At 69.6% G+C, this 24,846-nt stretch carries 18 protein-coding genes; 6 read left to right on the top strand and 12 right to left on the bottom strand.

Going from position 1 to position 24,846, the window contains the following annotated elements:
• Positions 1-24: 24 nt before the first annotated feature.
• The 4 genes from ACGFX9_RS21505 to ACGFX9_RS21490 all read right to left on the bottom strand — a co-directional run bounded on the left by ACGFX9_RS21505 (position 25) and on the right by ACGFX9_RS21490 (position 4,476).
• Positions 25-1,605 (bottom strand): alpha-L-fucosidase, encoded by a 1,581-nt coding sequence (locus tag ACGFX9_RS21505; RefSeq protein WP_393474150.1) that lies wholly within the window; start codon positions 1,603-1,605, stop codon positions 25-27.
• Positions 1,606-1,660: 55 nt separating this feature from the next.
• On the bottom strand, positions 1,661-3,556 hold the full coding sequence (locus ACGFX9_RS21500) for a family 20 glycosylhydrolase (RefSeq protein WP_393474147.1): 1,896 nt from the start codon (positions 3,554-3,556) through the stop codon (positions 1,661-1,663).
• A gap of 95 nt (positions 3,557-3,651) precedes the next feature.
• On the bottom strand, positions 3,652-4,212 hold the full coding sequence (locus ACGFX9_RS21495) for an HXXEE domain-containing protein (RefSeq protein ID WP_393474144.1): 561 nt from the start codon (positions 4,210-4,212) through the stop codon (positions 3,652-3,654).
• An 81-nt stretch (positions 4,213-4,293) separates the two neighbouring features.
• Complete coding sequence (locus ACGFX9_RS21490; protein WP_393474141.1) at positions 4,294-4,476, bottom strand: hypothetical protein; 183 nt, start codon at positions 4,474-4,476, stop codon at positions 4,294-4,296.
• Between the two features lie 307 nt (positions 4,477-4,783).
• On the opposite strand from ACGFX9_RS21490, the gene ACGFX9_RS21485 reads away from it, so the two are divergent.
• The gene (locus ACGFX9_RS21485; RefSeq protein ID WP_393474139.1) at positions 4,784-5,605 is read left to right on the top strand and encodes an SDR family oxidoreductase; all 822 of its coding nucleotides are present in this window, start codon (positions 4,784-4,786) and stop codon (positions 5,603-5,605) included.
• 522 nt (positions 5,606-6,127) lie between these two features.
• Here ACGFX9_RS21485 and ACGFX9_RS21480 read toward each other — a convergent pair.
• The 4 genes from ACGFX9_RS21480 to ACGFX9_RS21465 form a co-directional block, all read right to left on the bottom strand.
• Positions 6,128-7,657 carry an SDR family NAD(P)-dependent oxidoreductase gene (locus tag ACGFX9_RS21480; protein WP_393474136.1) on the bottom strand — a complete coding sequence of 510 codons (1,530 nt, stop codon included), beginning with the start codon at positions 7,655-7,657 and terminating at the stop codon, positions 6,128-6,130.
• A gap of 70 nt (positions 7,658-7,727) precedes the next feature.
• Positions 7,728-9,101, bottom strand: coding sequence for a wax ester/triacylglycerol synthase family O-acyltransferase (locus ACGFX9_RS21475; protein WP_393474134.1), 1,374 nt, complete (start codon positions 9,099-9,101; stop codon positions 7,728-7,730).
• A 199-nt stretch (positions 9,102-9,300) separates the two neighbouring features.
• Positions 9,301-11,643 (bottom strand): GH92 family glycosyl hydrolase, encoded by a 2,343-nt coding sequence (locus tag ACGFX9_RS21470; RefSeq protein WP_393474131.1) that lies wholly within the window; start codon positions 11,641-11,643, stop codon positions 9,301-9,303.
• Between the two features lie 220 nt (positions 11,644-11,863).
• Positions 11,864-14,473 carry a PA14 domain-containing protein gene (locus tag ACGFX9_RS21465; protein WP_393474129.1) on the bottom strand — a complete coding sequence of 870 codons (2,610 nt, stop codon included), beginning with the start codon at positions 14,471-14,473 and terminating at the stop codon, positions 11,864-11,866.
• Between the two features lie 204 nt (positions 14,474-14,677).
• Here ACGFX9_RS21465 and ACGFX9_RS21460 point away from each other — a divergent pair, with 204 nt between their 5' ends.
• From ACGFX9_RS21460 to ACGFX9_RS21440, 5 genes are all read left to right on the top strand, one after another.
• On the top strand, positions 14,678-15,691 hold the full coding sequence (locus tag ACGFX9_RS21460) for a LacI family DNA-binding transcriptional regulator (RefSeq protein WP_393474126.1): 1,014 nt from the start codon (positions 14,678-14,680) through the stop codon (positions 15,689-15,691).
• A 144-nt stretch (positions 15,692-15,835) separates the two neighbouring features.
• A complete protein-coding gene (locus tag ACGFX9_RS21455; RefSeq protein ID WP_393474123.1) occupies positions 15,836-16,933 on the top strand; it encodes an ABC transporter substrate-binding protein in 1,098 nt (365 codons plus the stop codon).
• Position 16,934: 1 nt separating this feature from the next.
• A complete protein-coding gene (locus ACGFX9_RS21450; RefSeq protein WP_393474121.1) occupies positions 16,935-18,455 on the top strand; it encodes a sugar ABC transporter ATP-binding protein in 1,521 nt (506 codons plus the stop codon).
• Positions 18,456-18,643: 188 nt separating this feature from the next.
• Positions 18,644-19,609, top strand: a complete 966-nt coding sequence (locus ACGFX9_RS21445) for an ABC transporter permease (protein ID WP_393474119.1) — start codon at positions 18,644-18,646, stop codon at positions 19,607-19,609.
• Positions 19,610-19,653: 44 nt separating this feature from the next.
• Positions 19,654-20,655, top strand: coding sequence for an ABC transporter permease (locus tag ACGFX9_RS21440; RefSeq protein WP_393474116.1), 1,002 nt, complete (start codon positions 19,654-19,656; stop codon positions 20,653-20,655).
• Positions 20,656-20,663: 8 nt separating this feature from the next.
• On the opposite strand, the gene glgC is transcribed toward ACGFX9_RS21440, so the two are convergent.
• From glgC to ACGFX9_RS21420, 4 genes are read right to left on the bottom strand one after another with little or no spacing between them, the layout of a single operon-like run.
• Positions 20,664-21,884, bottom strand: coding sequence for a glucose-1-phosphate adenylyltransferase (glgC, locus tag ACGFX9_RS21435; RefSeq protein ID WP_393474113.1), 1,221 nt, complete (start codon positions 21,882-21,884; stop codon positions 20,664-20,666).
• 22 nt (positions 21,885-21,906) lie between these two features.
• Positions 21,907-23,073 carry a glycogen synthase gene (gene glgA, locus ACGFX9_RS21430; protein ID WP_393474111.1) on the bottom strand — a complete coding sequence of 389 codons (1,167 nt, stop codon included), beginning with the start codon at positions 23,071-23,073 and terminating at the stop codon, positions 21,907-21,909.
• Positions 23,074-23,125: 52 nt separating this feature from the next.
• Positions 23,126-23,866, bottom strand: coding sequence for a (2Fe-2S)-binding protein (locus ACGFX9_RS21425; protein WP_393474109.1), 741 nt, complete (start codon positions 23,864-23,866; stop codon positions 23,126-23,128).
• 11 nt (positions 23,867-23,877) lie between these two features.
• On the bottom strand, positions 23,878-24,663 hold the full coding sequence (locus ACGFX9_RS21420; protein ID WP_393474107.1) for a class I SAM-dependent methyltransferase: 786 nt from the start codon (positions 24,661-24,663) through the stop codon (positions 23,878-23,880).
• Positions 24,664-24,846: the final 183 nt, after the last annotated feature.

The following is a 24,846-nucleotide window of genomic DNA, read 5'->3' as shown; positions in this document are numbered from 1 at the left end:
GCGTGAAATCGCCCGGCCCCGGATTCACACCGCCGACCGGTACAGGCCGAACCGCGCCACGCGCACCGCGCGCCGCGACCGGGTGACGCGCAGCCGCCACACCCGTGCCGTCACGGGAGCGGCGAGCAGCAGCACGCGGCTCGCTCCGACCGTGCCCACGTCGGCCACCCGCCGCCAGCCGTCGCCGGTCCTGACCTCGACGACGGCGTCCTCAAGCCGCTGGCCGTGCCGGATGTCCTCGGCGATCCTGATCCGGTCGACCTCATGGGGGCTGCCGAGATCGACCGTGACGGTGCCGCTCGCGTCATCCCTCCGAAGCCGCGCGCCCCGCGCCAGGTCCTTGGGCAGTTCACGCTGGACGCGCTCGTGGAATTCCCTCAGGCGCGCCACGTCGGCATCGGGCAGCAGACCCCGCTTGTCCGGCGGGATGTTCAGGAGCAGTACGGAGTTTCTGCCCACCGAGCGGAACCAGATGTCCGTCAACTCCTCGACCGACTTGGGCTGTTCATCCTCGTGGTAGAACCACCCGGGCCGGATCGAGACATCGCACTCCGCCGGCCACCACTGCACGTACTGGGCGACCGACCTCGCCTCGGCCAGCGCCTCCCTGCTCCCCTGGTCGGGTGCGTCGTACTTCAGGGCGTAGTCGATGCTCCCGTTGCCCGAGTCCCTGACCGGGACGACGCTCCACTCGTCCTCGCGTGCGAGCCCGCCCTCGTTGCCGACCCACCGGACGTCCGGGCCACGCACGGCGACGGTCGCGTCAGGGGCCAGGGCGCGGATGACCGCGTACCAGCTGTCCCAGTCGTACGTCTCGACCTTCTCCGGCGGGATGCGCCCCTGCGCCCCGTCGAACCACACCTCGTCGATGGGCCCGTACTCGGTGAGCACCTCGTACAGCTGGTTGAGCATGTGCGCGCCGTAGTCGGTCGCGTCGAGCGTGAACGACCGCGCGGCGCTGTCGTCCGCCCGGTCGTCGCCCTCCACCGGCGTGGGAATGGTCCGCTGCGAGCGCGCGCTGCCGTTGGCGTAGACGCCGTGCAGATACTGGTTCTCGTCGGCGGGCGAGATGTAGACGCCCACCTTGACCCCGTACCGCCGCAGCGAATCGGCGAACGAGCGCAGCACGTCACCCTTGCCGCCCCGCCAACTGCTGCTCACCACACTGTGCTTGGTGTAGCGCGACGGGTAGAGGACGAAGCCGTCGTGGTGCTTGACGGTGAGGATGGCCAGCTTGAAGCCGCCGTCGCGCAGGGCCCGCGCCCACTGGTCGGTGTCGAGTCCTGAGGGCTGGAAGACGTCGGGGTCCTCGTCGCCGGTGCCCCATTCGAGGCCGGTGAACGTGTTGACGCCGAAGTGCAGGAAGGCGGTCTGTTCCAGCCGCTGCCAGGCGATCTGCCGCTGAGTCGGCCGGACTTGGGCGGCCTTGGCGACGACTTCCTCCGGAGAGTCATCGGGGCTGATCGGGATGCGGTAGGGCGGCTCCGGAGCGGCGGCGGCACCTGTATCTGTGGCGCCTTGTGCCGCGAGCGCGAAGGAGCTGCTCGACGCGGCGACCGCCGTGGTGACGGCCGCGGTCACGAAGAGACGTCTGCTGACTGTCATGGGGGTGCGGGTCTCCCTGTCGGATCTCGGCGATGGGGCCAGTGGGGTTGCGGGGTCAGCGGGCGGTCAATGTCCAGGTCGCCGGAGGCCGTTGATCCGCCGGGTACTGCTGAAGCCGCCCGTCCTCGGTGACGTATACGGACATCCGCGTGATCGCGTTCGTCAGCCGGTAGCCGTCCGCCGCCTTCACCAGCTGCCACCTCTGCAGAGTGTTGGCCGCCTCGCAGGTCTCCCGTGTGACCGAACTTCCGGGCTCCAGCGGTACGTTGAGTGTGAGCTTGCCGCTGCGGGTCTCCAGGCAGGTACCGTCCGCCTCCGACCGCAGCGTGACGTAGCCGTCGGCGGTGCCCTTGATCGCGTAGGCCATGGGCTCCACGCGCCCCTCGGTGTCCCGCAACGTGTACGCCCCGTCGGCGATCGGCGACCGCGTCAGGTCCCGCCAACCAGGCGCGTGGCCCACAGACTTGGCGCGCGCGGTGAAGTCGCCGTACGTCGGGTCGGGGTGTGCGGCGCCCCAGGTGACCTGGGCGATGTGACTGAGCGGCATCGCCATGGAGGCCGCGACCTCGTTCTCGGTCTCGCCCCGGCCGTTGTCGGGCCACAGGCTGATCTTCGCCCCGGTGATGCCGTCCCGCGAGGCGAGCTTCTCGCCCTCGAAGCTGCGCGGGTCCCACGCCTTGTCGTACAGAGCCTTGGTGTCGGTGTGGAAACCGCCGCGGACCAGGTAGAGGGAGTAAGCGGCGTTCTGCAACGGGTAGCCCTGGGCGATGAGCCGGCTGGGTTTGGTCTTCACGTCGAGCCAGTGCTCCACGGTCGTCCCGGCGGCGACGGGGACAGTGTTGGCGCCGGTGAGCCCGTCGTTCCAGACGCGCAACCGCTTGCCCTTGCCCGCCGCGTACGCGTGCACCCGGTTCACGAAGTCGACGAAGGCGTCCTGCGGGGTGGCCGTCTCGCCGTACTTCTCCTTCGCGTAGCGCAGGATCTGCGGGTACTTGGCGAAGTCGGAGCCGAGCATGTACTCGTCGGCACCCATGTGCCAGCTCTTGGCGGGGAACACCTCGCCGTACTCGTCGATGAGGCTCGCGTAGTACGCGAAGGCCTCGTCCTTGGTGATGTCGAGGCGGGACGGCTGGCGCTTGCCGTCGGAGTCCGTGAGCTGGAGGTCGGTGCGGTTCTCCAGCCAAGGGTCCATATGGCCCGGTGAGTTGATCTCGGGGACGATCGTGACGTGGTACTTCTCGCCGAGGGCGACGAGGCGGCGTATCTCGCTCTTGGTGTAGTAGCCCCAGCTGTTGGCCTCGGGGTGCTTGTCGCTCTTCACCTTCAGTTCGAGGAGCAGCTGGTTCTGCTTGTTGTACGCCATGTCGCGTACGAGGTTCTCCAGCCAGGGCGTCGAGATGTGGATGTAGCAGGCGCAGACGCCCACCCCGCGCTCCTTGTACCGCGGCACGTCGACCGTGCGCCCTGCCGGTACGCGGTCGCTCCGGGCGAGGAGCTGGAGAAGGGTGCGGGTGCCGTAGAAGGCGCCCGCCTCGGCAGCTCCGGTGATCTCCAGGCGCTCGCCGGCGCGGAGTTCGTACCCCTCGGAGCCGAGCCGCTTTTGCGCGGGGTCCACGTCGATCACGATGTCGCCGTCGTGCGAGGCGCCGCCGGTGACCGGGACGCGGCCCCCGCCCGCCGCGCGCAGATCGTCGGCGAGAGTGCGGGCGACCTGGCGGGCCGCATGCCCGCGCGCGACGAGGCGGGCGCCGGGCCCGTAGGCGTAACTCCCCTCCCCCGGCGTCCAGTCGGTGAGCGCGGGGACGGTTCGGGGCGGCTCCGCGGCGGCCTGAGGCGTGGCGGACGCCTGAGCCGCCGGGGCGGGTACCACGAGCAGCAGCAGGGCCACCACGGAACCCGCAAGACGCCGCCGACCCGGGCGGGGCGCGAAAATCGAGCGCAGGTCAGTCATGACATCCGATGATTCAAGTGCCCCGGTGGGGTGTCAATGCATAGGTGACGCTGGGGACTTGGACATTTGCGCCGATCCATCGGATGAATGAACGGTCACGCCTTGCGGCCCCGGCGCACGAACCGACGTGCCAGCATATGGGCCCCGGCCGTGGCCGCCGCGGCGAGCACCAAACCCTGCACGGCATCGCGAGGGCGTGCGGGACGCAGGACCCCCGCGTCCCGCAGTCGGCCACGAGCCCAGAGTGTGAAGGGGATCACCACCAACGGCGAGGTGACGGAGCCAGGCGTATACCCCCGGACGGCGGCGGCCTGCGCCAGATGCACCAGGCCGTGCAGCCCGAACCCGTTGAGAGCGGCCTGGTAGAAGGCAGAGCGCCCACCGGTACGGTGTCCGTCAGCGGCCGCCGCGGCGACCACGATGCCCATCCCGGCGACCGCGGCCGTGAACTCACGCCGGTCGATGGAGTCCAGCTGCCGCCATATTCGCTCCGGCACCCGCGGGAACCGCTCTCGTAGCTCAGGCACCCGGCGATGGGCCAAGACCGGCACCAAGGCCACTTCCTCCGCGTCATGCAGGGTCCACGCGGCCAGCAGCCCGAACGTCACGCCGGCACCAACTCCGCTGCCCCCGGGGCCCGCTCCGTATCCGCTCATGGTCACGGAGTCTGCCAGTACGGGGCAGCGCCCGTGCCCCCCGACCGGAGCGGACGGGGGGCACGTGGCGAAGCGGTGGGATCAGTCGATTCCGGGGAGGATGTGCGGCTCCGCGAGGTCGTCCTCGTAGCCGGCGAGGCGAATCGGGGCCGCCTTGGCCCACGAGTCCAGGTTGCTGAGTTTGCCGGGTCTGCCGGGCCCGCCGGCCCGCTCGCCGCCGCGTTCCGCCGGTCGCTTTTCCTGCTTCGTCAAATCTGGTGTCACCGCGCACTCCTTTGTGTCGCGTAACGGAAGGACAAGGGCAGTTCGGTCGCGGTGGCGCCGTCGTTCGGGCGGGATCGCGACCGCGGTTGCGTGCCTGTCCCAGGGCGGCTGAGGGGCGTTTGTGGACCCCTTTGACGCCGTCCGTCCGCCCAGGTTAACCAAATGAGCGCGCCCGCGCTCGATGGGGGTCGGCGAAGCGGTGGATTTCAGACAGTTGGTGATGGTGTGGGCGTGACCAACGGGCAGCCAACGCCCCGGTGGTGTCGGCCCCATGGGCCTTTAGGGCACTTCATGGCACCGTACGAGGATGACGTCAGGGCAGGTGCGCGAGGGTGCGGTGGCTCTGGTGACCGGGGCATCGCGAGGGATCGGACTCGCCGTCGCGCGGGCCCTCGCGGAGTCCGGACACCGCCTTGTCATGACCGCCCGCGACCCGGACACACTGGCCGCGGCGGTGGCCGCACTGCGCGCGGACGGCGCCGAGGCGCTCGGATGCGCGGGCGGCGTGGCTGATTCCGGTCGGGCGGAGGCCTGCGTGGCCCTCGCCGTACGGGAGTTCGGGCGGCTGGACGTCCTGGTGAACAACGCCGCGACCAACGCTCCTTACGGCGCGCTGATGGACGTCGACCTCGCCCAGTGGCGCGCCGCCTTCACCGTGAACGTCGAGGCCGCGCTGCGCCTGACGCAACTCGCCTGGCGCGCCTGGATGGGCGAGCGCGGCGGCGCGGTGGTGAACATCTGCACCGAGGGCGCTTCCCACGTGGGCCCGAACGTGGGCGCGTACGGCACCAGCAAGGCGGCGCTCCTGCACCTGACCGCCCAACTGGCGGGTGAACTGGCGCCCTTGGTACGGGTCAATTCCGTCTCCCCGGGGCTCGTCCGCACCGAGATGGCCCGCTTCGTCTGGGACGGCGCCGAGGAACAACTGGCAGCGAGCCTGCCCCTTGGCCGCATCGGCGAACCGGAGGACGTGGCGCGGGCCGTGGCATGGCTGGTCTCGGATGCGGCCGAATGGGTGACGGGCGCGGATGTGCTGGTGGACGGCGGGACGAGAGTGCGGGCAGCATCCGGTGCGGCCTCCTCGTACGCCGTACACGAGCGGCTGCGGTCGACGACGGGCGAGGCCTGACGCTCCGGCCGGACGAACACGACGAGCCGCAGCACCACGAACCGGCCGAGCCCCGCGAGCCCGGAGGCCCCCAGATACACCGCCTGCTCGCCCAGCGCGCCGGGCTCCGGGCGGAGCCACTGCAGGACGCCCATCGCGAGGGTCGTCACGGCGTACGCGGCCGCCGCCGTCCCGGCGCTCTGCAGATGTGTCCGGACGCGGCTCGCACCCAGTACCCCGAAGGTGAACCGCCCGTGCAGCTCGGTGGCGAGCACCGTCGAGGCGAGGGTGATGAGCGCGTTGGCCACAGCCCACGGGATCACGGAGGCCAGCAGGAAGACCGCGCCGCCGGCGACGACGCCCACCCCGCCACCGCAGAGCGCGAAGCGCGCGAAGGTGGCCAGGGGGCCCGGCGATGCGGGGAGTCGGCGTGCCGCTGTCTGCGTCATGACGGCAACCATACGGTTGTCTATGACGCTTGTATAGGTCGCCCGTATAAGACGTCCGTTTATCCGCGGTGGACGGCCATCGGCCGCCCCCGCCCTACCACTTGCCGGGTGCGTAATCCTTCAGGAAGACGCCGTACAGGTCCTCGCCCGCCTCGCCCCGGACGACCGGGTCGTAGACACGCGCCGCGCCGTCGATCAGGTCGAGCGGGGCGTGGAAGCCCTCGTCGGCCAGGCGCAGCTTGTCGTAGTGCGGGCGCTCGTCGGTGATCCAGCCGGTGTCGATGGAGGTCATGAGGATGCCGTCGGTCTGGAACATCTCCTGGGCGCTGGTCCGCGTCACCATGTTCATCGCGGCCTTCGCCGCGTTCGTGTTCGGGTGCCCCGCGCCCTTGTAGCCGCGGCCGAAGACGCCCTCCATCGCCGACACGTTGACGACGTAGGAACGGCCGCTCGCCGCCTTCTTCGCGGCGTCGGCCATCGCCCGACGCAGCGCGCTGATCAGGATGAACGGCGAGGTGTAGTTGCACAGCTGGGTCTCGAGGAGCTCCACCGGGGAGATCTGCTCGATCGTCTGCACCCAGGTGTTGCTGTCGACGACGTCAGGGACCAGGCCGCCCGCGTCGATGGCGGTGCCGTCGAGGTGCCGGGCGACGCTGGCGTTGCCCGCGACGAGCGCGAGGTCGGCGACCTGTTGGGCGTCCAGGCCGCTGGTGCCGACGGGCAGCGCGGCCAGGCCGTCCACCGCGCCGGAGTTGAAGGCGCCGATGACGGAGTGGGCGGGCAGCTCCCCCGCGGGCAGCGGCGCGCCCTCGCCGTCGACCAGGGCGGCGTACGCGGAGGGCAGGCGGCGTACGGTCTGGGTCGCGTTGTTGATCAGGATGTCGAGCGGTCCCGCCGCGGCCATCTGCTCGGCGAGCGCGACGGACTGGGCCGGGTCGCGCAGGTCGATGCCGACGACCTCCAGGCGGTGCAGCCAGTCGGCCGAGTCGTCCATCGCCTTGAAGCGGCGGATGGCGTCCTTGGGGAACCGCGTCGTGATGGTGGTGTGGGCGCCGTCGCGAAGCAGCCGCAGCGCGATGTACATGCCGATCTTCGCCCGGCCGCCGGTCAGCAGCGCGCGCTTGCCGGTGAGGTCGGTGCGGGCGTCACGCTTGGACCGGTTCAGGCGGGCGCAGTCCGCACAGAGCTGGTGGTAGAAGTAGTCGACTTCCACGTACCGGGTCTTGCAGGTGTAGCAGGAGCGCGGGCGCTGGAGTATCCCCGCGATCCGGCCCTCCTCGGTCTGCGAGGAGGGCAGAAGACCCTCGGTCTCGTCGTCGATCCGCTCGGCGGAGCCGGTGGCGGTGGACTCGGTGACTGCCTTGTCGTGCGCGGTCTTGGCGGCCCTGCGCTCCTGGCGGCGGCGCTGCTTCACGGTCCGGTAGACCCCGGCCGTGGCCCGGCGCACCGCGATCGCGTCGGGGTGGTCGACGTCCAGCTTGTCCAGCTCGTCGAGCACGCTGAGACAGACGGCGAGCCGGTCGGGGTCGACCCCGGGGCCGAAGGTGTCCGAAGGCTCCACCGACCCGGCCTCATGGGATTCGGCCGAACCGGCAGCCTCCAGGCTGTCCTCTGTCACCGTCATCGCCGCTGTCCTCGCGTCACTCATGCCGCGGCTCGTCGATATGACCGCGGAAGCTCCAAAGAAGAGAACTTTACGTAGCGACGGCCCCCTCTACCAAACTCGAACGTTCTACGCACGCTCCGACGAGCCCCGCGAGCTCCTCCCGCACGCTCTCGGCGAGGAGATCCAGGTCCGGCACGGCCACCGCGTCGGCGACCAGACCGAAGTGCACCCGGCCCTGGTACGTGGACACCGCGACGGCGAGCGCCTGCCCCTGGGCGAGCGGCGCGAAGGGGTACACCTCGGTGAGCGGGCAGCCCCCGAGCCGCAGGCCGAGGCTGGGCAACGGCACGCTGGTGACGAGGATGTCGAAGAGCAGCCGGGCGGCCTGCGCGACGACGGGACCGCCGATGCGGTGCCCGAGCGGCGGCACGTGATCGGCGAGCAGGGCGACCGCACCCGCGCCGCGGCCCGGCCCCGCGTCCTTGTTCCGGTCCATGGCGGCCCGCACCGTCCGCAGCCGTGCGAGCGGGTCGGGCTCCCCCACGGGCAGCCGGACCAGATAGCCGGAGAGCCGGTTCCCCGGCGGCTGCGCGGTGCGAGGCCTGCGCCGCGAGACGGGGACCAGGGCGCGCGGCTCCACTCCCTCGCTGCCGTCGCCCCGCTCGTCGAGCCAGCGGCGCAGGGCTCCTGCGACCAGGGCGATCAGTACGTCGTTGACGGTGCCGCCCACGGTCTTGCGTACGCGGTGGACGTCGTCCAGATCGAGCAGCACCCCCGCGGTGCGCCGGGTGCCGGTGGCGTCCGACGTGAGGGCGGCCGAAGAGCGCGCGCCCCAGGTCGCGCGGGCCACCGACGAGCCGATGTCGAGGGCCTGCCCCACGTCGGTGACCGTGTCGCGGACAAGACCCGGCAGCTTGCGCGGGTCGGGCAGCCAGGACCACGGGGAAGCCTCGGGCACCGCGGGCGCCGGGCGCGGGGCGGGCAGATCGGCGGGGTCGACGGGATCCATGACCGCCGCCGCGAGCATCAGGGCGCGCAGCCCGTCCGCGAGGGCGTGGTGGAACTTGAACAGGACGGCGAAGGAGCTGCCGTCCTCGGCCGGCAGCACATGCGCCTCCCACGGCGGCCTGTCGCGCTCCAGGGGGCACTGCATGAGCGCGCCCGCCGCCGTGTGGAAGTCCTTCACCTGCGGGGCGAGGCGCACGTGGTCCTGCGGATCGAAGTCGGGCGTCGGCGTACGGACGGCGCCGCCGACCGGCAGCCAGACCGGACGTATCCGCAGCCGCAGTCCGGGCACATCGGCCGCCCGGGAGGCGAGGAGGCGGGCGGCGCGCTCGGCCGCGTACGGCGAGTCGGCCTCGAAGACGCCGAGTGCGCCCAGATGCATCGGGTGTTCGGCGGACTCTATGTTCCAGAAAGCGAGATCGAGAGGTGCGAGCAGGTCGGAGGGCTCAGTAGTCAACAGTCTGCTCTCGCGTCGAAGGCGATGCGGGGGGTGCGGTACGCAGGAGCAGTCAATCCTCGCGACGCGACTACGGTCAAGTACGATCAAGCTACGCTCAGTTAACAACAGATTAAGGCCCGCCTCCCTGAGGGAGACGGGCCTCGTGGTGCTGAAGTGGCGTATGTCTTACGTCACTTCAGCGGAATTCCGGTGTACGTCACTTCAGCGCGGGCGGTGCCGCGTCCGCCGACGTACCCCACTGGGAGGGCTTGTCGCCCACCGTGAAGGAGAGTTCGCGGGTGTCGCGGATGTCATCCGTCGTCAGGTACGTCTTGCCGTAGTCGGCGCCGTCCGCGCTCGCCGACTGGATGTACCGCTTGGTGTCCGATGTGCCCGGCGCCTTCACCGTGAGACGGCCCTTCGGGTAGTACCTGCGGTCCAGCGTGATGTCGACACGCTCGAAGACGGGCGTCGACAGACCCCAGGTGTCCGTGCCGGGCTGGACCGGGAAGACGCCGATCGAGGACAGCACGTTCCAGGCGGACATGGTGCCGAGGTCGTCGTTTCCGGTCATGCCGGTCGGGGTGTCCGTGAAGAGCGTGAGCGCGGCGTGCACGACATCAGTGGTCTTCCACGGCTGGCCCGTCGACAGGTAGGTGTACGGGGCGATGAGGTCGGGCTCGTTCTGCGGGTTGTACTTGTCCGCGTTGTAGTAGTCGTAGGGGCCGTTGACCCACACCTCGCGCGCGGTCTTCGCCGGGTCCTTCAGGAGTTCCTCGTACGCGAAGAAGGAGTCGAGCCGGTCGTTCGCGGCCTGCTTGCCTCCGATGAGACCGACCATGCCGGGCAGGTCCTGCGGGACGAGCCACTGGTACTGCCAGGACGTGCCCTCGTGGAAGCCCTCGCTCTTGGCCGGGTCGGCGGGGCCGGTGAAGGCGCCGGCGGCGTCCCGGGCGCGGAAGAACCCGGTCGAACCGTCAAAGATCTTGCGGTAGTTCTGCGCACGGTCCGCGTAACGCTTCGCGTCGGCGTCATGGCCCAGGTCCGCGGCCATCTCGCCGAGCATCGCGTCCGAGAGCGCGTACTCCAGGGTCGCGGACGCGCCGTGGTCATAGTCCGAGTCGCCGGGCTTCGCGTGCGGGCGGCCCTTGATGTACGGCGCGAAACCGTCGCTCAGGTACTCCTTGTTGGCCTCACGGCCGACGGGCGCCGAGTCGGCGGGCGGCACACCGTCCGCGTTCTTCTTCAACGCGCGGTACGCCTCCTCCTCATGGCCCTTGAGCAGACCCTGCTGGTAGGCGTTGGTGAGGAAGGGGGTGACCGGGTCGCCCGTCATGATGTTCGTCTCGACCGTGCCGTAGCCCCACTTGGGCAGCCAGCCGCTCTCCTCGTCGATCTTCAGGACGGAGAGCGCCATGTCACGGGACTCGTGCGGCGCGAGCAGGGAAAGGAGCTGGGCCTGGGTGCGGTAGGTGTCCCACAGCGACCAGTTCTGGTAGTACGTGAAGTTCTTGGCACGGTGGACCTTCTGGTCCCATCCGGTGTACCGGCCGTCGACGTCGCTGCCGATGTTCGGCGCGAGGAACGAACGGTAGAGGGACGAGTAGAAGGTGCGGCGCACGGTCTCGCTGCCGCCCTGCGCCTTCACGTCGTCGAGCCGGTCCTCCCACGCGGCCTGAGCGGCCTTCGCGACACGGTCGTACGAACGCCCGCCCTCCGAACGGAGGTTGAGCGCGGCACCCTTGGCATCGACGTACGACAGAGCGGTGGTCGCCTCGACGGTGCGGTCCTTGGAGGTGTCGAACCGGACGTAGGCGCCGTTGCGCTCCTCCCCCGCCGACGACGACTTGGAGCCCGCCGTGACGGTGTCGCCCTTCCAGGTGCCCGAGGTGGTGAAGGGGCGGTCGAAGCGGGTGATCGTGTAGACCGTGTACGGCTTGGTGTCCTGGCAGAAGCCGCTGCCGGTGATCGCCGTGCGGACCGTGCGGCTGTCCAGGATCTCGACCTTGGTACTGCCCGTCTTGTGCAGCGACTGACCCGCGTTGAGCAGGACGTTGGCCCTGTCGGTGGCGGGGAAGGTGTAGCGCTGCACGCCGGTGCGCTTGGTGGCGGTCAGTTCGGCGTCGATGCCGGACTTCAGGCCCACCTGGTAGGAGCCGGGGCTCGCCTTCTCGTCGTCGTGACTGAACTCGGCCGCGTACTTGGCGTAGTCCGTCTCCTTGACGTCACCCGTGGTCGGAAGCACCGGCAGGTCGCCGCCCAACCCGCAGCCCACTCCCGAGAGATGGACGGTCGAGAAGCCGCGGATGTGGGTGTCGGAGTGGTCGTAGCCCGTGTTGTGCCCGGTGTCGGGCGAGAACTGGACCATGCCGAAGGGCACGGCCGCGCCGGGGTAGGTGTTGCCCTCGTTCTCGGTGCCGATGAACGGGTTGACCAGATCGGTCAGTCGCCCGTCCCGCGCCGGGGCGGCCTGCGCCGCCGGAATGGCGATGGCTCCACCGAGGAGCGCGGCCGCCGCGACCGCCACCCCCGTACCGCGTAGCCGTTGGGTCCATCTCATGGGTGGGAACGCCTCCTTGGACAACGTTGTCAAAGCGCGGAACGCGATCATTCTTCGGGGATCGCGTTGCGCGCGTCAAGGGGTAGGAGGCAGCGACAGGGCCGTGCCTCTCAGCCGGTCAACCAGACCCGCAGCGGCCCGAGCCGGGATCAGCGCCCCGGCCCGCTGGGCCGGGGCGCTGATCACCGCGTCAAGAACCCTGAGGAACTCTCAAGGCTCCTCAGGAGCCGGAGCACCCCGCCGGGTCCGGCCGCGAGGCGTCGCCGATCAAGGCCTCATGGGCCGCCTTGAGCCGCTTCACATCGGGCTTGATGACCCTGCGGTCGTACGTCATCAGGCCGTTCAACTCGCCCTCCACATCCGAGATCTGGGTGTAGACGGCGCCGTTGCCGCCCTTGCAGGCGAGCTTGTGCACCTCGTCGAGCTTGGTGAGGTAGTCGTCCGTGTACGTCGCCGGGTCCACGTCGACGTAACTCTGCTGCACGGACCAGGCGTGCCCCGGCACCGCGAGTCCGAGGCCGCCGTACTCGCCGTTGATCTGCGCCCGTACGCCGTCGGGCCTGGGCGGCAGGGCAGGGCTCGGATAGCCGTGCTCGTCCATGATGTCGCCGGTGCCGCCGTCGGCGCCGAGGTTGAGGCCCGACATGCCGTTGACCAGGCGGGTCGGGTCCCAGGCCTTGGCCTGGGTGGCGATGCGGCCCTGGTCGTACTGGCCCCAGCCCTCGTTGAAGGTGACCCACATGACGATCGACGGGTGGTTCGCGTGCTGGTCGATCATCTGTTTCATCTCGTGCTCGTACTGGGCACGGGCCGCCGTGCTCGGGCTGCGGCCCGCGTCCATCGCCGGCATGTCCTGCCAGACCATCAGGCCCAGCTTGTCCGCCCAGTAGAACCAGCGGTCCGGCTCCACCTTGATGTGCTTGCGGACCGAGTTGAAGCCCATCTCCTTGTGCATCTTCAGGTCGTACGCGAGAGCCTCGTCGGTCGGCGCCGTGTGCAGGCCGTCCGGCCAGAAGCCCTGGTCGAGGGTGGCCATCAGGAAGGCGGGCTTGCCGTTGAGCATGGTGCGCGGGGTGCCGTTCACCTTCTCCACGGCGATGGAGCGCATCCCGAAGTAGCTCTTCACCTCGTCACGGCCGACGGTCACCTTGAGGTCGTAGAGGAACGGGTCGTCCGGTGACCAGAGGCGGGGCTCAGCGATCTTGAGCTTCAGGGGTTCGCCGGTGCGGCCCCTGACCTCCGCGACCTTCTTCTTGCCCTCGTACGCGACTGCCTTGACCGGCACTCCGTCGCGGACGCCCTTCGGCTCGACGGTGACCTGCTTGGTGGCCACGTCGGGCGTGATCTTGAGCGAGTCGGCGTGGTCGGCCGCCACCGGCTCCATCCACACCGTCTGCCAGATGCCGGACGACGGGGTGTACCAGATGCCGCTGGGGTCAAGGCGCTGCTTGCCTACGGGCGGGTTCTCGCCGCCCTTGGCGTCGGTCGGGTCATAGACGCCGACGATCAGTTCCTGGGTCTTGCCCGGCTTCAGGGCGTCCGTGATGTCGGCGCTGAACTTGTCGTAGCCACCCTTGTGTTCGGTGACCTTCTTGCCGTTGACGAACACCTCGGACTGCCAGTCGACCGCGCCGAAGTTGAGCTTGAGGCGCTTGCCGTCGCCGACCTTCCAGCCCTCGGGGACGGTGAAGGTCCTGCGGTACCACATGCGGTCCTCGTGCCGTTCGAGGCCGGAGAGCTGGGACTCCACCGGGTAGGGGACGAGGATCTTCTCGGCGAGCTTCTTGCCCACCGGGGGCTGCTCACCCTCCTTGGCCGAGGCGAACTGCCAGGAGCCGTTGAGGTTGCGCCAGGCGTCACGCGTCAGCTGGGGGCGGGGGTACTCGGGGAGCACGTTGCCCGGGTTCACGTCGTCGGCGAACTTGGTGCGCAGCTGGTGCTCGGAGTGGTTGGGGCCGCTGCTCCAGAAGGCGGCGACCGCCTTGCCGTCGTCGCCGGTCAGGCCGCCCTTGCCGTCGTAGCGGAGGTCGGCGGTGCCCTTGGCCGTGCCGGTCTTGTTCCCTACGACGGGTTCCTTGAGGCCCACGAGAAGGGCGCGGGAGTCCTTGGGGTCGGCCTTGACGGTGCTGATCGGCCACTTGGCGCCGCCGATGACCGCTTCGATGTGGCCCGCGAGGCCCGCGGGGGGCGCGCCGAGCTTCTGGGCGAAGTCGAGCTTCAGGGTGCGGCCGTCCTTGAGGACCGTGGCCGCGGTGGCGCCGTCGTAGTCGAAGCCGTCGGGGAGGCGGAAGGCCGACTGCGGGACGGCTTCCTTGCTGCCGCCGGGCTCGGTCCAGCGCAGGTGGAGGTTGGAGCCGCCGTAGTGCTCGAAGTACTCGACCTTGATGTCGTAGGCATTCCCGGCGGTCAACTCGACCGGCTTCGCGGTCTGTTCCTTGTCCCAGTCGTCGACCCAGTGGTCGATGGCGAGCTTGCCGTCGACCCAGAGCCGGAAGCCGTTGTCGCCGATCATGGAGAAGGTGTGGGACCCGGTCTTCTCCGGGACGACCTTGCCGGTCCAGCGGACGGTGGCGTCGTCGGCCTTTCCGGTGGCGAAGGTCAGACGCGGGTCGAGGTTGTCGAAGTCGATCTTCTGGTCGAAGCCGGTCGCCTTGAGCTTGTGGAAGTCGAAGGCTCCTGGGGCGGACTGGGTGTAGTACTCGCCCTTCAGGCCGTGGATCTCGGGGGTTTCGTCGGCGGCCGTGGCGGCCGGGACGGCGGTCAGTCCGGCGCAGGCGAGGGCGATGGTGAGCAGCAGTATCAACCGCTGCCTGACTCGCCTGGGTCTCATGGGGCGCACAGATCCTCCTTGCTCGAAGCGGTGCTTCGAAGGGCCGGGGAAGGGGGTGGCGGCTCGCCGCCGCAGTCTGTACAACGAATCTGTACAACGTTGGAAGGAACGGCAGTTGGCATGACAGCACGCTCTCCGGCGCGCTGTCCAGGGTCATGACAATCACCCCAGGGCAGGGGTGGACCTCGACGCAGGGAGCTGCAGGTGCGGGTAAGCCTCAAGGACGTCGCGGAGCGCGCGGGCGTCTCGATCAAGACCGTCTCGAACGTGGTGAACAAGTATCAGCACGTCACCCCGGCGATGCGGGCTCGCGTACAGGAGGCCATCGACGAGCTCGGCTACCGACCGAACTTGACGGCGCGTCATCTGCGCAAGGGCCGTACGGGAATCATCGCGCTGGCCGTCCCCGAGCTGGGCAACCCGTACTTCGCCGAACTGGCAGGGGCGGTCATCGACGCGGCGGCCGAACACGACTTCACCGTCCTGCTCGACCACACCCGCGGCGAGCGCGAGCAGGAGGTCCTTGTCAGCCAGGGCTTTCGCGCCCGCGTCATCGACGGGCTGATCCTGAGCCCCCTGGAGCTGGAGTCGGACGACCTGCGGGGCCGCGAGGACGACGTACCGCTGGTGCTGCTCGGCGAGCGGCAGTACGACCTGCCGTACGACCACATCGCGATCGACAACGTGGCGGCGGCCCGCACGGCGGTACGCCACCTCATCAGCCGCGGCCGCACCCGGATCGCCTATCTCGGCGCCCGCACGGACTCCGCGAACCGCCCCGCGCACCTTCGACTGCAGGGCTGGCGCGAGGAGTTGACGCAGGCGGGGATCGCCGCTCCGGACAGCCTGGTGGGCCCGGTCGGCGGCTGGAACCGCTGGGACGGGGCGAAGGCTATGGCGCGGATGCTGGACGCGGGGGTGCGGCCCGACGCGGTGTTCGCGTACAACGACCTGGTGGCGATCGGCGCGATGCGGGTGCTGAGCGAGCGGGGTCTTCGTGTGCCGTGGGACGTGGCGGTGGTCGGCTTCGACGACATCGCGGAGGGCCAGTTCGGGGCGGTCACGCTGACCACGGTCTCACCGGACAAGCAGGCCATCGCACGCCTGGCGGTGGCCTCACTGCTTCGGAGCCTGGAGGGCGCCGCGGAGCCCGCGGGGCGCGAACTCGGCGCGGAATTCCGCCTGGTGGAGCGGGAGAGCACACTCGGCCGCCGCTGAGAAGACCGCGGCCCGCCTTTGCGCGGAGGGTTTACAGCCCCCTTCCAACGATGTAAAAAGCTCCCCGTACCGCCGAGTTGACCGTAAGTGCCGATCTTCCCGTGAGCGCTCTCAGCGCCGGGGCCGTGCCGTTTTGGGGACTCCATGAAGCCGACCACACTCCTTAGCCGTACCTCAGCCAGGACCCTCCTCGCCGCCGGTCTCGCCGCGAGCCTCGCGCTTGCCGCCGGGTGCGCGAAGTCGGAGGACGACGGCGACAAGAGCTCCGCGTCACAGGACCAGGGCGACTCGGGCCAGGTCGTCTCGGAGCCGAGCGCGGGCAGCGGCCCGTCCTGCGCGATAGACGCGTACGGCGGCAAGAAGCTGGACCTCAAGACCGCCACCGTGGGCTTCTCCCAGTCCGAGAAGGAGGCCAACCCCTTCCGCATCGCGGAGACGGCGTCCATCAAGGCCGAGGCCAAGAAGCGCGGCGTCAAGCTGCTCACCGCCAACGCCCAGTCGCAGTTCTCCAAGCAGATCAGCGACGTCCAGGACCTCATCGCCAAGGGCGCCGATCTGCTTGTGATCGCGCCGCTGAACTCCGACGGCTGGGAGCCGGTGCTTCGCTCGGCCGCCGCCAAGCACATCCCGATCATCACCATCGACCGCAAGATCAACGCCAAGGCCTGCAAGGACTACGTCAGCTTCATCGGCTCCGACTTCGTCGAGCAGGGCAAGCGGGCCGCCGACCAGATGATCAAGTCGACGGGCGGCAAGGGCAAGGTCGCGATCCTCCTCGGCGCCGCGGGCAACAACGTGACGACCGAACGCACCAAGGGCTTCCAGGACCGCATCAAGGAGAAGGCCCCCGACCTGAAGGTCGTCTTCAAGCAGACGGGCGAGTTCGCCCGCGAGAAGGGCCAGCAGGTCACCGAGCAGCTCATCCAGTCCAAGCCGGACATCAACGGGATCTACGCCGAGAACGACGAGATGGGCCTCGGCGCCGTCAACGCCCTCAAGGGCGCGGGCAAGAAGCCCGGCGACGTGAAGATCGTGACGGTCGACGGCACGCGCAACGCGGTGCAGGGCATCGTCGACGGCTGGATCGACGGCGTCATCGAGTCGAACCCGCGCTTCGGCCCGCTCGCCTTCCAGACCCTGGACACCTTCACCAAGGGCACGAAGGTGTCGCAGGACATCGTCATCAAGGACAGCGCGTACACGAAGACCAACGCCAAGGCGGACCTCGGCAAGGCGTTCTGAGATGACGGACGTCCTCTCGGTTACCGGCCTCACCAAGACGTTCCCGGGCGTACGAGCCCTGGACGCGGTCGACTTCACCGCACGCGCGGGCGAGGTGCACGCCTTGATCGGCGAGAACGGCGCGGGCAAGTCAACCCTGATCAAGATCCTGACAGGCGTGTACGCCCCGGACGCCGGCGACCTGACGTACAACAGCGAACAAGTCACCTTCTCGACTCCCCTCGAGGCCCAGCACGCGGGCATCTCCACGATCTACCAGGAGGTCAACCTCGTCCCCCTGATGAGCGTGGCCCGCAACCTCTTCCTGGGTCGCGAGCCGCGTAACAGGCTGGGTCTGATCGACTTCCGCCGCATGCACCGAGAGGCGGACGAGGCACTCCAGCGGCTCGGCGTACGCGTCGACGTACGCCGCCCCCTGCGCGAACTCGGCGTAGGCGCCCAGCAGATGGTGGCGCTGGCCCGGGCGGTCTCGGTCGACGCGCGCGTCGTCATCATGGACGAGCCGACGTCGTCCCTCGAACCCCGCGAGGTACAGACCCTGTTCGGCGTGATCCGCATGCTGCGGGACCGCGGGATCGCGGTGATCTACGTAAGTCACCGCCTCGACGAGCTCTACGAGGTGTGCGACACGGTCACCGTGCTGCGCGATGGCAAGCGGGTGCACACGGGACCGATAGCCGAGCTCGACCGGCTCCGTCTGGTCTCCCTGATGCTGGGACGCGAGCTCGGCGAAGTACGCGAAGAGGGCGTCACCAAGTTCTCCGGCGAACACGCTCCGGAAACCCAACCCGTGCTCCAGGCAAGCGATCTGACGATGCGCCACTACCTTCACGGCGTGTCCGTCGACATCCGCCCCGGTGAGGTGGTGGGCCTGGGCGGCCTGCTCGGCTCGGGCCGCAGCGAGACGGCGAAGGCCATCGCGGGAGCGCTGCCGCCCGACTCGGGCGACGTACTGATCGCCGGCACCCCGGTCCGCACCGGCTCGCCCCCCGCCGCCATCCGCGCCGGCATCAGCCTCCTCCCCGAGGACCGCAAGGCGGAGGGCATCGTCCCCGGCCTCTCGGTCCGCGAGAACATCGCCCTGGCGGCCCTGCCCCGCCTCTCCCGCTTCGGCCTGGTGGACGAGTCGGCGATCGACGCCATAGTCGCCAAGTTCATGAAACGCCTGCACATAAAAGCCTCGAGCCCTCACCAAAAAGTAGGCGAACTCTCGGGCGGCAACCAGCAAAAAGTACTCCTGGCCCGCTGGCTGGCGATGAACCCAAAGGTTCTCCTCCTGGACGAGCCCACCCGAGGCATAGACATAGGCGCGAAGGCCGAAGTCCAGAAGCTGATAGACGAGTTGGCCAACGACGGCCTGGCAGTCCTCCTCATCTCCTCCGACATGGAAGAACTGATAGAGGGCTCCGACCGAGTCATAGTCCTCAAGGACGGCAAGGTGATCGAAGAACTCACCGGCTCCTCGGTCACAGAAGCCGCTCTGATGCGAGCCATAGCGACGACCGGTGACCCGCATGAATAGACCAACCCGCGGCCGCCAGACCGACCGGAGGGGACGTGTCGGTATTTCCGCCCGGAGCACGGTTCGCGGCACTCCGGAGCCGAAGTACCCAGGCGGCCACCGGACGATGGCGAGGACGGACATACCGGCGCGGCCCCGCCCCACAGACAAGCCCAGGCGTACCCGCAGCCGGCTCACCCGGAGTTCCCATGACTGACCTCGCCCTCGGCGGAAAGACGCAGGCCGACCGCGACCGCCTTCTCCACCTTCTCCAGTCCTACGGCGTCTACATCGGCGTAGCGGTCCTCCTCCTCGTCAACATCATCGCCACCCCGAACTTCGTCTCCGCCGAGAACTTCCGCACCCAGGCCGTCCAGGTAGCCCCCGTACTCATAGTGGCCCTCGGCATGGCCCTGGCCATCGGCAGCGAGGGCGTAGACCTCTCCGTAGGTTCGGTGATGGCCCTCTCCACATCACTCCTCTCCCTCTACCTCGGCTACGGCCTAGGGACAGCGCTCCTGGTGGCGATCATCGGCGGCGCGGTCATAGGAGTGGCCAACGGCTCCCTCATCGCCTTCATCGGCGTCCAGCCCATCGTCGCCACCCTCGCGCTGATGGTCGCGGGCCGCGGCCTGGCCCTCGTACTCCTCCCCCAGCTCAAGGACGTACGCGACCCGGGCATGGCCTCGCTGGGCTCCGGCGACCTGCTCGGCATCCCCTACCTCGTACTGATCGCGGCAGCCCTCGCACTCCTCGTGGCCTTCGTCGTACGACGCACCACGTTCGGCCGCCAGCTCCTCGCCATCGGCGACAGTCGCCCCGCCGCCCGCCTCGCGGGACTCCCCGTACGACGGGTCCTGATCCTCGTGTACGTCTGCTCCGGAGCACTGGCCGCCATCGCGGGCGTCCTCGCGACCGCACGCCTCACCGCCAGCGACCCCACCTCGCTCGGCAACCTGATGGAACTCTCCGCGATCACCGCGGTCGTGGTCGGCGGCACACCGCTCAGCGGCGGACGCATACGCATAGGCGGCACCGTCGCGGGCGCCGTACTGATCCAACTGCTCACCGCCACGCTCATCAAGCACGATCTGCCGCCGTCGTGGACGCAGATCGCCCAGGCCGTGGTGATCGTTCTCGCCGTCTACGCGGCACGGGAGAGGGGCAAACGGTGACCGGCACCGTGGCATCCGATGCGAAGCACACAAGACAGAAGCCGATGAAGAAACAACCCGAGGACGACTACGCGAACACGCCGCGGCCCAACCGCTCCGAGCGGATCAGCGCCCTGGCCCAACAGCACGGCGCCCTGGTCACCCTCGTCGTCGCCGTCACAGCGGCGACCCTCAGCTTCGACACGTTCATGACCGGCGACAACATGGAGAACATGGCGGTCTCCTCCGCCTTCCTCGCGGTCGTCGCGCTCGGCATGACCTTCGTGATCATCACCGGTGGCATCGACCTGTCGGTCGGCTCGCTCTTCGCGCTCGGCGGGGTCCTCGCGGCCTGGGGCTCGCAGTACGGGACGGCGGTGGCGCTGCTTCTGCCGCTCGCCGTCTGCGGACTCATCGGCCTGGTCAACGGCCTGCTGATCGCCCGCTCCCGTCTGGCTCCCTTCATCGTGACGCTGGCCGCGATGCTCGGCGCGCGCGGCATCCTTCTCTCGGTCACGGACGAGGGTTCGAAGACCTACCTCGTCGACAAGGATTCGTTCTTCGCGACCCTCGGACAGGGCAAGATCCTCGGCATCGGGGCGCCGGTCTGGATCACTCTCGTCCTGTTCGTCGCCGGCGCGGTGATCCTGCGCCGCAGCCGCTTCGGCCAGTACGTCTACGCGGTGGGCGGCAACGAGGACGCGGCGGCCCTCATGGGTGCCCCCGTGGCCCGCACGAAGATCACCGTCTACACCCTCTCCGGCCTCTGCGCGGGCCTTGCGGGCGCGCTCAACGCGGCCTGGCTGGTCTCGGGTGTCACGATCCTCGGCTCAGGCATGGAACTGGAGGCCATCTCGGCGGTCGTGATCGGCGGCACGCTGCTGACGGGCGGCTTCGGCTTCATCAGCGGATCGCTCGTGGGCGTACTGCTCCTGAAGGTCATCCAGAACGTCATCAACCAGATAGGCTCGCTCGACTCGGCCTACCAACAAGTGGTCAGCGGCGCCTTCTTGGCCCTTGTCGTGATCGCCCAGACGTGGCTCGGCCGCAGGCGCAGAGTGCTCTAGCGCCACGCCTAAAGGGGAACCACCTGCCCCTTCCCCAGCGCGATCACCCCACCCTTCGACACCGTGTAGAGCGCCTCGTCCCGCTCCGGGTTGACCCCGATCGTCGCCCCGGGCGGGACGTCCACGTTCTTGTCGAGGACGGCGCCCCGCACCACGGCGCCCCTGCCCACGCGTACGTTGTCGTGCAGCACCGAGCCCTGCACGACCGCCCCCTCCTCGATCGTCACCCCGGGCGAGAGCACGGAGCGCGTCACCTGCCCTCGGATGACGCAGCCCGGACTGACGATGGACTCGCTCGCGATGCCGCCCGCGCAGAACTTGGCGGGCGGCAGGCCGCCCGGGTGGGTGTAGATGGGCCAGCGCCGGTTGTCCAGGTTGAAGACCGGCTGGTCGGAGATCAGATCCATGTGCGCTTCGTAGTACGCGTCGAGGGTGCCGACATCGCGCCAGTAGCCGTGGTCGCGCGTGGTCTCCCCCGGCACGTGGTTGTCGTCGAAGTCGTACACCTGGGCAAGGCCGCGCTCGGTGAGCATCGGCAGGATCGAACCGCCCATGTCGTGCTTCGAGTTGGGGTCCTCGGCGTCCTGCTGGATCGCGTCGACGAGGGTCTTCGTCGTGAAGACGTAATTGCCCATGGAGGCGAACACCTCGTGCGGCGATCCGGGCAGGCCGGGCGGATCGGCGGGCTTCTCTAGGAATCTGTCGACCCGCAGGCCGTCCCTCGCGGGTGTGATGATGCCGAAGGAGGACGCCTCCGCGCGCGGCACACGGATCCCGGCGACCGTCACCCCGGCGCCGCTCTCGAAGTGCTGGTTGAGCATCTGCCGCGGATCCATGCGGTAGACGTGGTCGGCGCCGAACACGGCGATGTAGTCGGGCTGTTCGTCATGGACGAGGTTGAGCGACTGCAGGATCGCGTCCGCGCTCCCCAAGTACCAGCGTGGTCCCAGGCGTTGCTGCGCGGGCACGGGCGTGACGTAGTTGCCCAGGAGGCTGGACATCCGCCAGGTGGTGGTGACGTGGCGGTCCAGGGAGTGCGATTTGTACTGGGTCAGTACGCAGATCCGCAGGATGTCGCCGTTGACGAGGTTGGAGAGCACGAAGTCGACGAGGCGGTACGTGCCGCCGAACGTGACCGCTGGTTTGGCCCGGTCGGCCGTGAGGGGCTGCAGGCGCTTCCCCTCACCTCCCGCCAGGACGATTCCGAGCACCGAAGGTCCACCGCGCATCGCGCCGCCCCCTTAACTGGCATCACTTGGACTCGAGTAACTCCTCGTACACGTCGGTCGTGCGCCGCGCGACCGCGTCCCAGCCGAACTCCCTCAGCGCACGGTCGCGTCCGGCCGCGCCCATGCGGGTCGCGGCGCCCGGATCGGCGACCACTTCGTTCAGGGCCTGCGCCAGCCGCGCCTCGAAGGCCGCCGGTTCCTGCTCCTCGTACGGAACGAGGAGCCCTGTGCTGCCGTCGTCGACGACCTCGGGGATACCGCCGACGTCCGATGCCACGACCGCGGTGCCGCAGGCCATCGCCTCCAGGTTGACGATGCCGAGCGGCTCGTAGACGGAAGGGCAGACGAACGCCCTTGCGTGGGTGAGGAGTTGGATCACCTGCGGGCGCGGGAGCATCTCCGGGATCCAGTGGACTCCCCCGCGCGCGGCGCTCAGCTCGTCGAAGAGGGTGCGGAACTCGGCGTCGATCTGGGGGGTGTCGGGGGCTCCTGCGCAGAGCACGAGCTGCGTGGCGGGATCCAACTCCTTTGCCGCGCGCAGCAGATGGGGGACGCCCTTCTGCCGGGTGATGCGGCCGACGAACAGGACGTAGGGCCGCTCGGGGTCGATCCCGAGGCGCTCCAGGACGTCCGTGTCCGGGTCGGGGCGGTACAGGGCGGTGTCGATGCCGTTGTGGACGACGCGCACCTTCGCCGGGTCGATGGCCGGATAGCAGCGCAGGATGTCGGCGCGCATGCCGTGCGAGACGGCGATCACGGCGTCCGCCGACTCGGCGGCGGTGCGCTCGGCCCAGCCGGATAATGCGTATCCGCCGCCCAGTTGCTCGGCCTTCCAGGGGCGCAAGGGCTCCAGGGAGTGCGAGGTCATGACGTGCGGAATGCCGTGCAGGAGCTTGCCGAAATGGCCCGCGAGGTTGGCGTACCAGGTGTGGGAGTGGACGAGGTCGCAGCCCGTGAGGGCGGCGGCCATGGACAGATCCACGGAGAAGGTGCGCAGGGCGTCGTTGGCGCCGTCGAGCGCGTCCCACGCCGCATGGCGCCTGAGACCGTCGGCGACGCCCTGCTTTCCCCAGCAGTGCACGTCGACGTCGACGAACGCACGTAACTCTTGTGCGAGGAACTCGACATGGACTCCGGCGCCGCCGTAGACATCCGGCGGATACTCCCGGGTGAGCAGTCCAACTCGCACGCAGAACCCCCCGTCCGTCCGCCCCTGCCGTCGGCCGCCCGCCCCCTCATGGTCACCCAGAAGCGCCCGGTGGGGAAGAGGGCCGCACCGACCTCTGGGGCGGACGCTCGAAGCAACAGTCGCCACACAGGCCCCCGTTGGGGCATCGGTAGTAGAGGCAGCAGCTGCGGCGGCGGAACGCGGTGCCGCGCAGTGTTCCGGTGTCGCGCAGGTCGGGATGGGCGAAGAGTTCGGCGGCCAGCGCCTTGGCGCGCTCCCCCACTTCGGTACGTCCCGTGCGCCGCCCCCAGGCGTCGAGTTCACGGGCCGCGCCCGCCAGAGCGGATCCCGCGTTGCCCCACAGCAGAGGCGCCGAGATGCGGTACCGCAAGCGCAAGGCGTCGGCCAGGGGCGCCAGATGGGCGAGTTGTACGGCGTCCCGGATGCTTGCGGCATCGGCGGGCCGCGTCCGCAGGACCGTCAGCCACAGGTCGTCGGGCGTGCTGCCGTCGGCGTCCCAGTGGAGCAGCGCCGGGTCGAGATCGGGCACCTCGCCGTGCAGTGCCGCCGAGCCGAGCGCCACGGACCACAGCCGGGCCGCGAGCCCCAGCTGCGCCACGGACACCGCGACGCGCGCGTCGGGCGCCCCGAGCCGGGCGGCGACCTTGTCGACGCGGAACGCGAGGGGCCCGCGGTCCCCCGCGTACACCCGTGCCAGAGGCGCCACTTGAGCGCCGCCCGGCGGCGCCCCCGTGCGCAGGGCGAAGAATCCGCCGACGGAACCGACTTCTGTCAGGTCGAGAGGGGCTTTCACGACAGCAGAGCCTAGAGGGGCCTGCGGAACAGGGCCGTCCACAGGAACGGCTCACCGAAGTGCGCGGACTCGGCGGGTTCGTCGCGCATACGGCGCAGCTCGACCTCCGTGAGGTCACCGAAGATCCAGCGCAGGGACTCCGGGGTGTAGGCGAGGCCGCCCTTGAGCCCGGCCTCGCGATAGAACTCCGCGTCGGGCAGCTCGGAGCCCGAGCCGCCCTCGCCGGCGGCGAAGCTGGTGAGGGCGAGGTGGCCGCCGGGGGCGAGGGCGCGGTCAAGCAGGTCGAGGTAGCTCACCCGGCGGTGGGGCGGCAGGTGGTGGAAGCAGCCCGAGTCGTAGATCAGGTCGTAGGGGCCGCGCAGTTCGGCCGCCGCCGGTTCGAAGGCGTCCCCGCGGTAAGACTCGAAGGCGTCCCCGCGGTAGAACTCGAAGGCGTCCCCGCAGTGGAACCGGATGTCCGCCCCGGCCTCGCGGGCCCGCTCCCCGGCCCACTCGACGGCCGTGGGCGAGAGGTCGACGGCGTCCACCTGGAACCCCAGGGAGGCCAGATACAGGGCGTTGCGGCCGGGCCCGCAGCCCAGATCCAGGGCCCGGCCCGGGACGAGCAGGCCCCGGTCGACGTACGAGGCCAGGTTCTCGTCCGGCTTGGCCACGAAGAACGGCACCGGCCGGGAGCGGTCGGTGTAGAAGCCGTCCCACCAGCTCGCCGCGTCGGCGGTCCAACGGTCGGCCCCCGGCGCGAACAGGCCGTCCATGAGCTTCAGTACGTCGTCGACGCTGCGTATGTCCCGGCGCATCCGGACCCCTTTCCACGAGGGTCAAGAATACGGGCGGGATCCATAAAAGCCCAGGTCAGACGGCTTCTCGTAAGCTCGCAGAATGGCGTTCAGGACGCCGGGAGCGGCACGGAAGGGCGGGCACCCCGCGAGCCCCGCGCTGGGGCGCCCACACTGGGTCCAGAGGCCCGCAAGGGGGCTCTT

It is taken from the genome of Streptomyces sp. NPDC048436 (genome assembly GCF_043200355.1).
Lineage (GTDB): Bacteria > Actinomycetota > Actinomycetes > Streptomycetales > Streptomycetaceae > Streptomyces.
This window is presented reverse-complemented; position numbering and strand designations above follow the sequence as displayed.

Bases quoted from the DNA above. Each gene is read 5' to 3' on its own strand.
- glgC (WP_393474113.1), bottom strand. From the start codon at position 21,884: ATGCGCGGTGGACCTTCGGTGCTCGGAATCGTCCTGGCGGGAGGTGAG.
- ACGFX9_RS21480 (WP_393474136.1), bottom strand. From the start codon at position 7,657: ATGACGGTGACAGAGGACAGCCTGGAGGCTGCCGGTTCGGCCGAATCC.
- ACGFX9_RS21495 (WP_393474144.1), bottom strand. From the start codon at position 4,212: ATGAGCGGATACGGAGCGGGCCCCGGGGGCAGCGGAGTTGGTGCCGGC.
- ACGFX9_RS21450 (WP_393474121.1), top strand. From the start codon at position 16,935: ATGACGGACGTCCTCTCGGTTACCGGCCTCACCAAGACGTTCCCGGGC.
- ACGFX9_RS21465 (WP_393474129.1), bottom strand. From the start codon at position 14,473: ATGAGACCCAGGCGAGTCAGGCAGCGGTTGATACTGCTGCTCACCATC.
- ACGFX9_RS21440 (WP_393474116.1), top strand. From the start codon at position 19,654: ATGAAGAAACAACCCGAGGACGACTACGCGAACACGCCGCGGCCCAAC.
- ACGFX9_RS21445 (WP_393474119.1), top strand. From the start codon at position 18,644: ATGACTGACCTCGCCCTCGGCGGAAAGACGCAGGCCGACCGCGACCGC.
- ACGFX9_RS21485 (WP_393474139.1), top strand. From the start codon at position 4,784: ATGACGTCAGGGCAGGTGCGCGAGGGTGCGGTGGCTCTGGTGACCGGG.
- ACGFX9_RS21420 (WP_393474107.1), bottom strand. From the start codon at position 24,663: ATGCGCCGGGACATACGCAGCGTCGACGACGTACTGAAGCTCATGGAC.
- ACGFX9_RS21500 (WP_393474147.1), bottom strand. From the start codon at position 3,556: ATGACTGACCTGCGCTCGATTTTCGCGCCCCGCCCGGGTCGGCGGCGT.
- ACGFX9_RS21505 (WP_393474150.1), bottom strand. From the start codon at position 1,605: ATGACAGTCAGCAGACGTCTCTTCGTGACCGCGGCCGTCACCACGGCG.
- ACGFX9_RS21470 (WP_393474131.1), bottom strand. From the start codon at position 11,643: ATGAGATGGACCCAACGGCTACGCGGTACGGGGGTGGCGGTCGCGGCG.
- ACGFX9_RS21455 (WP_393474123.1), top strand. From the start codon at position 15,836: ATGAAGCCGACCACACTCCTTAGCCGTACCTCAGCCAGGACCCTCCTC.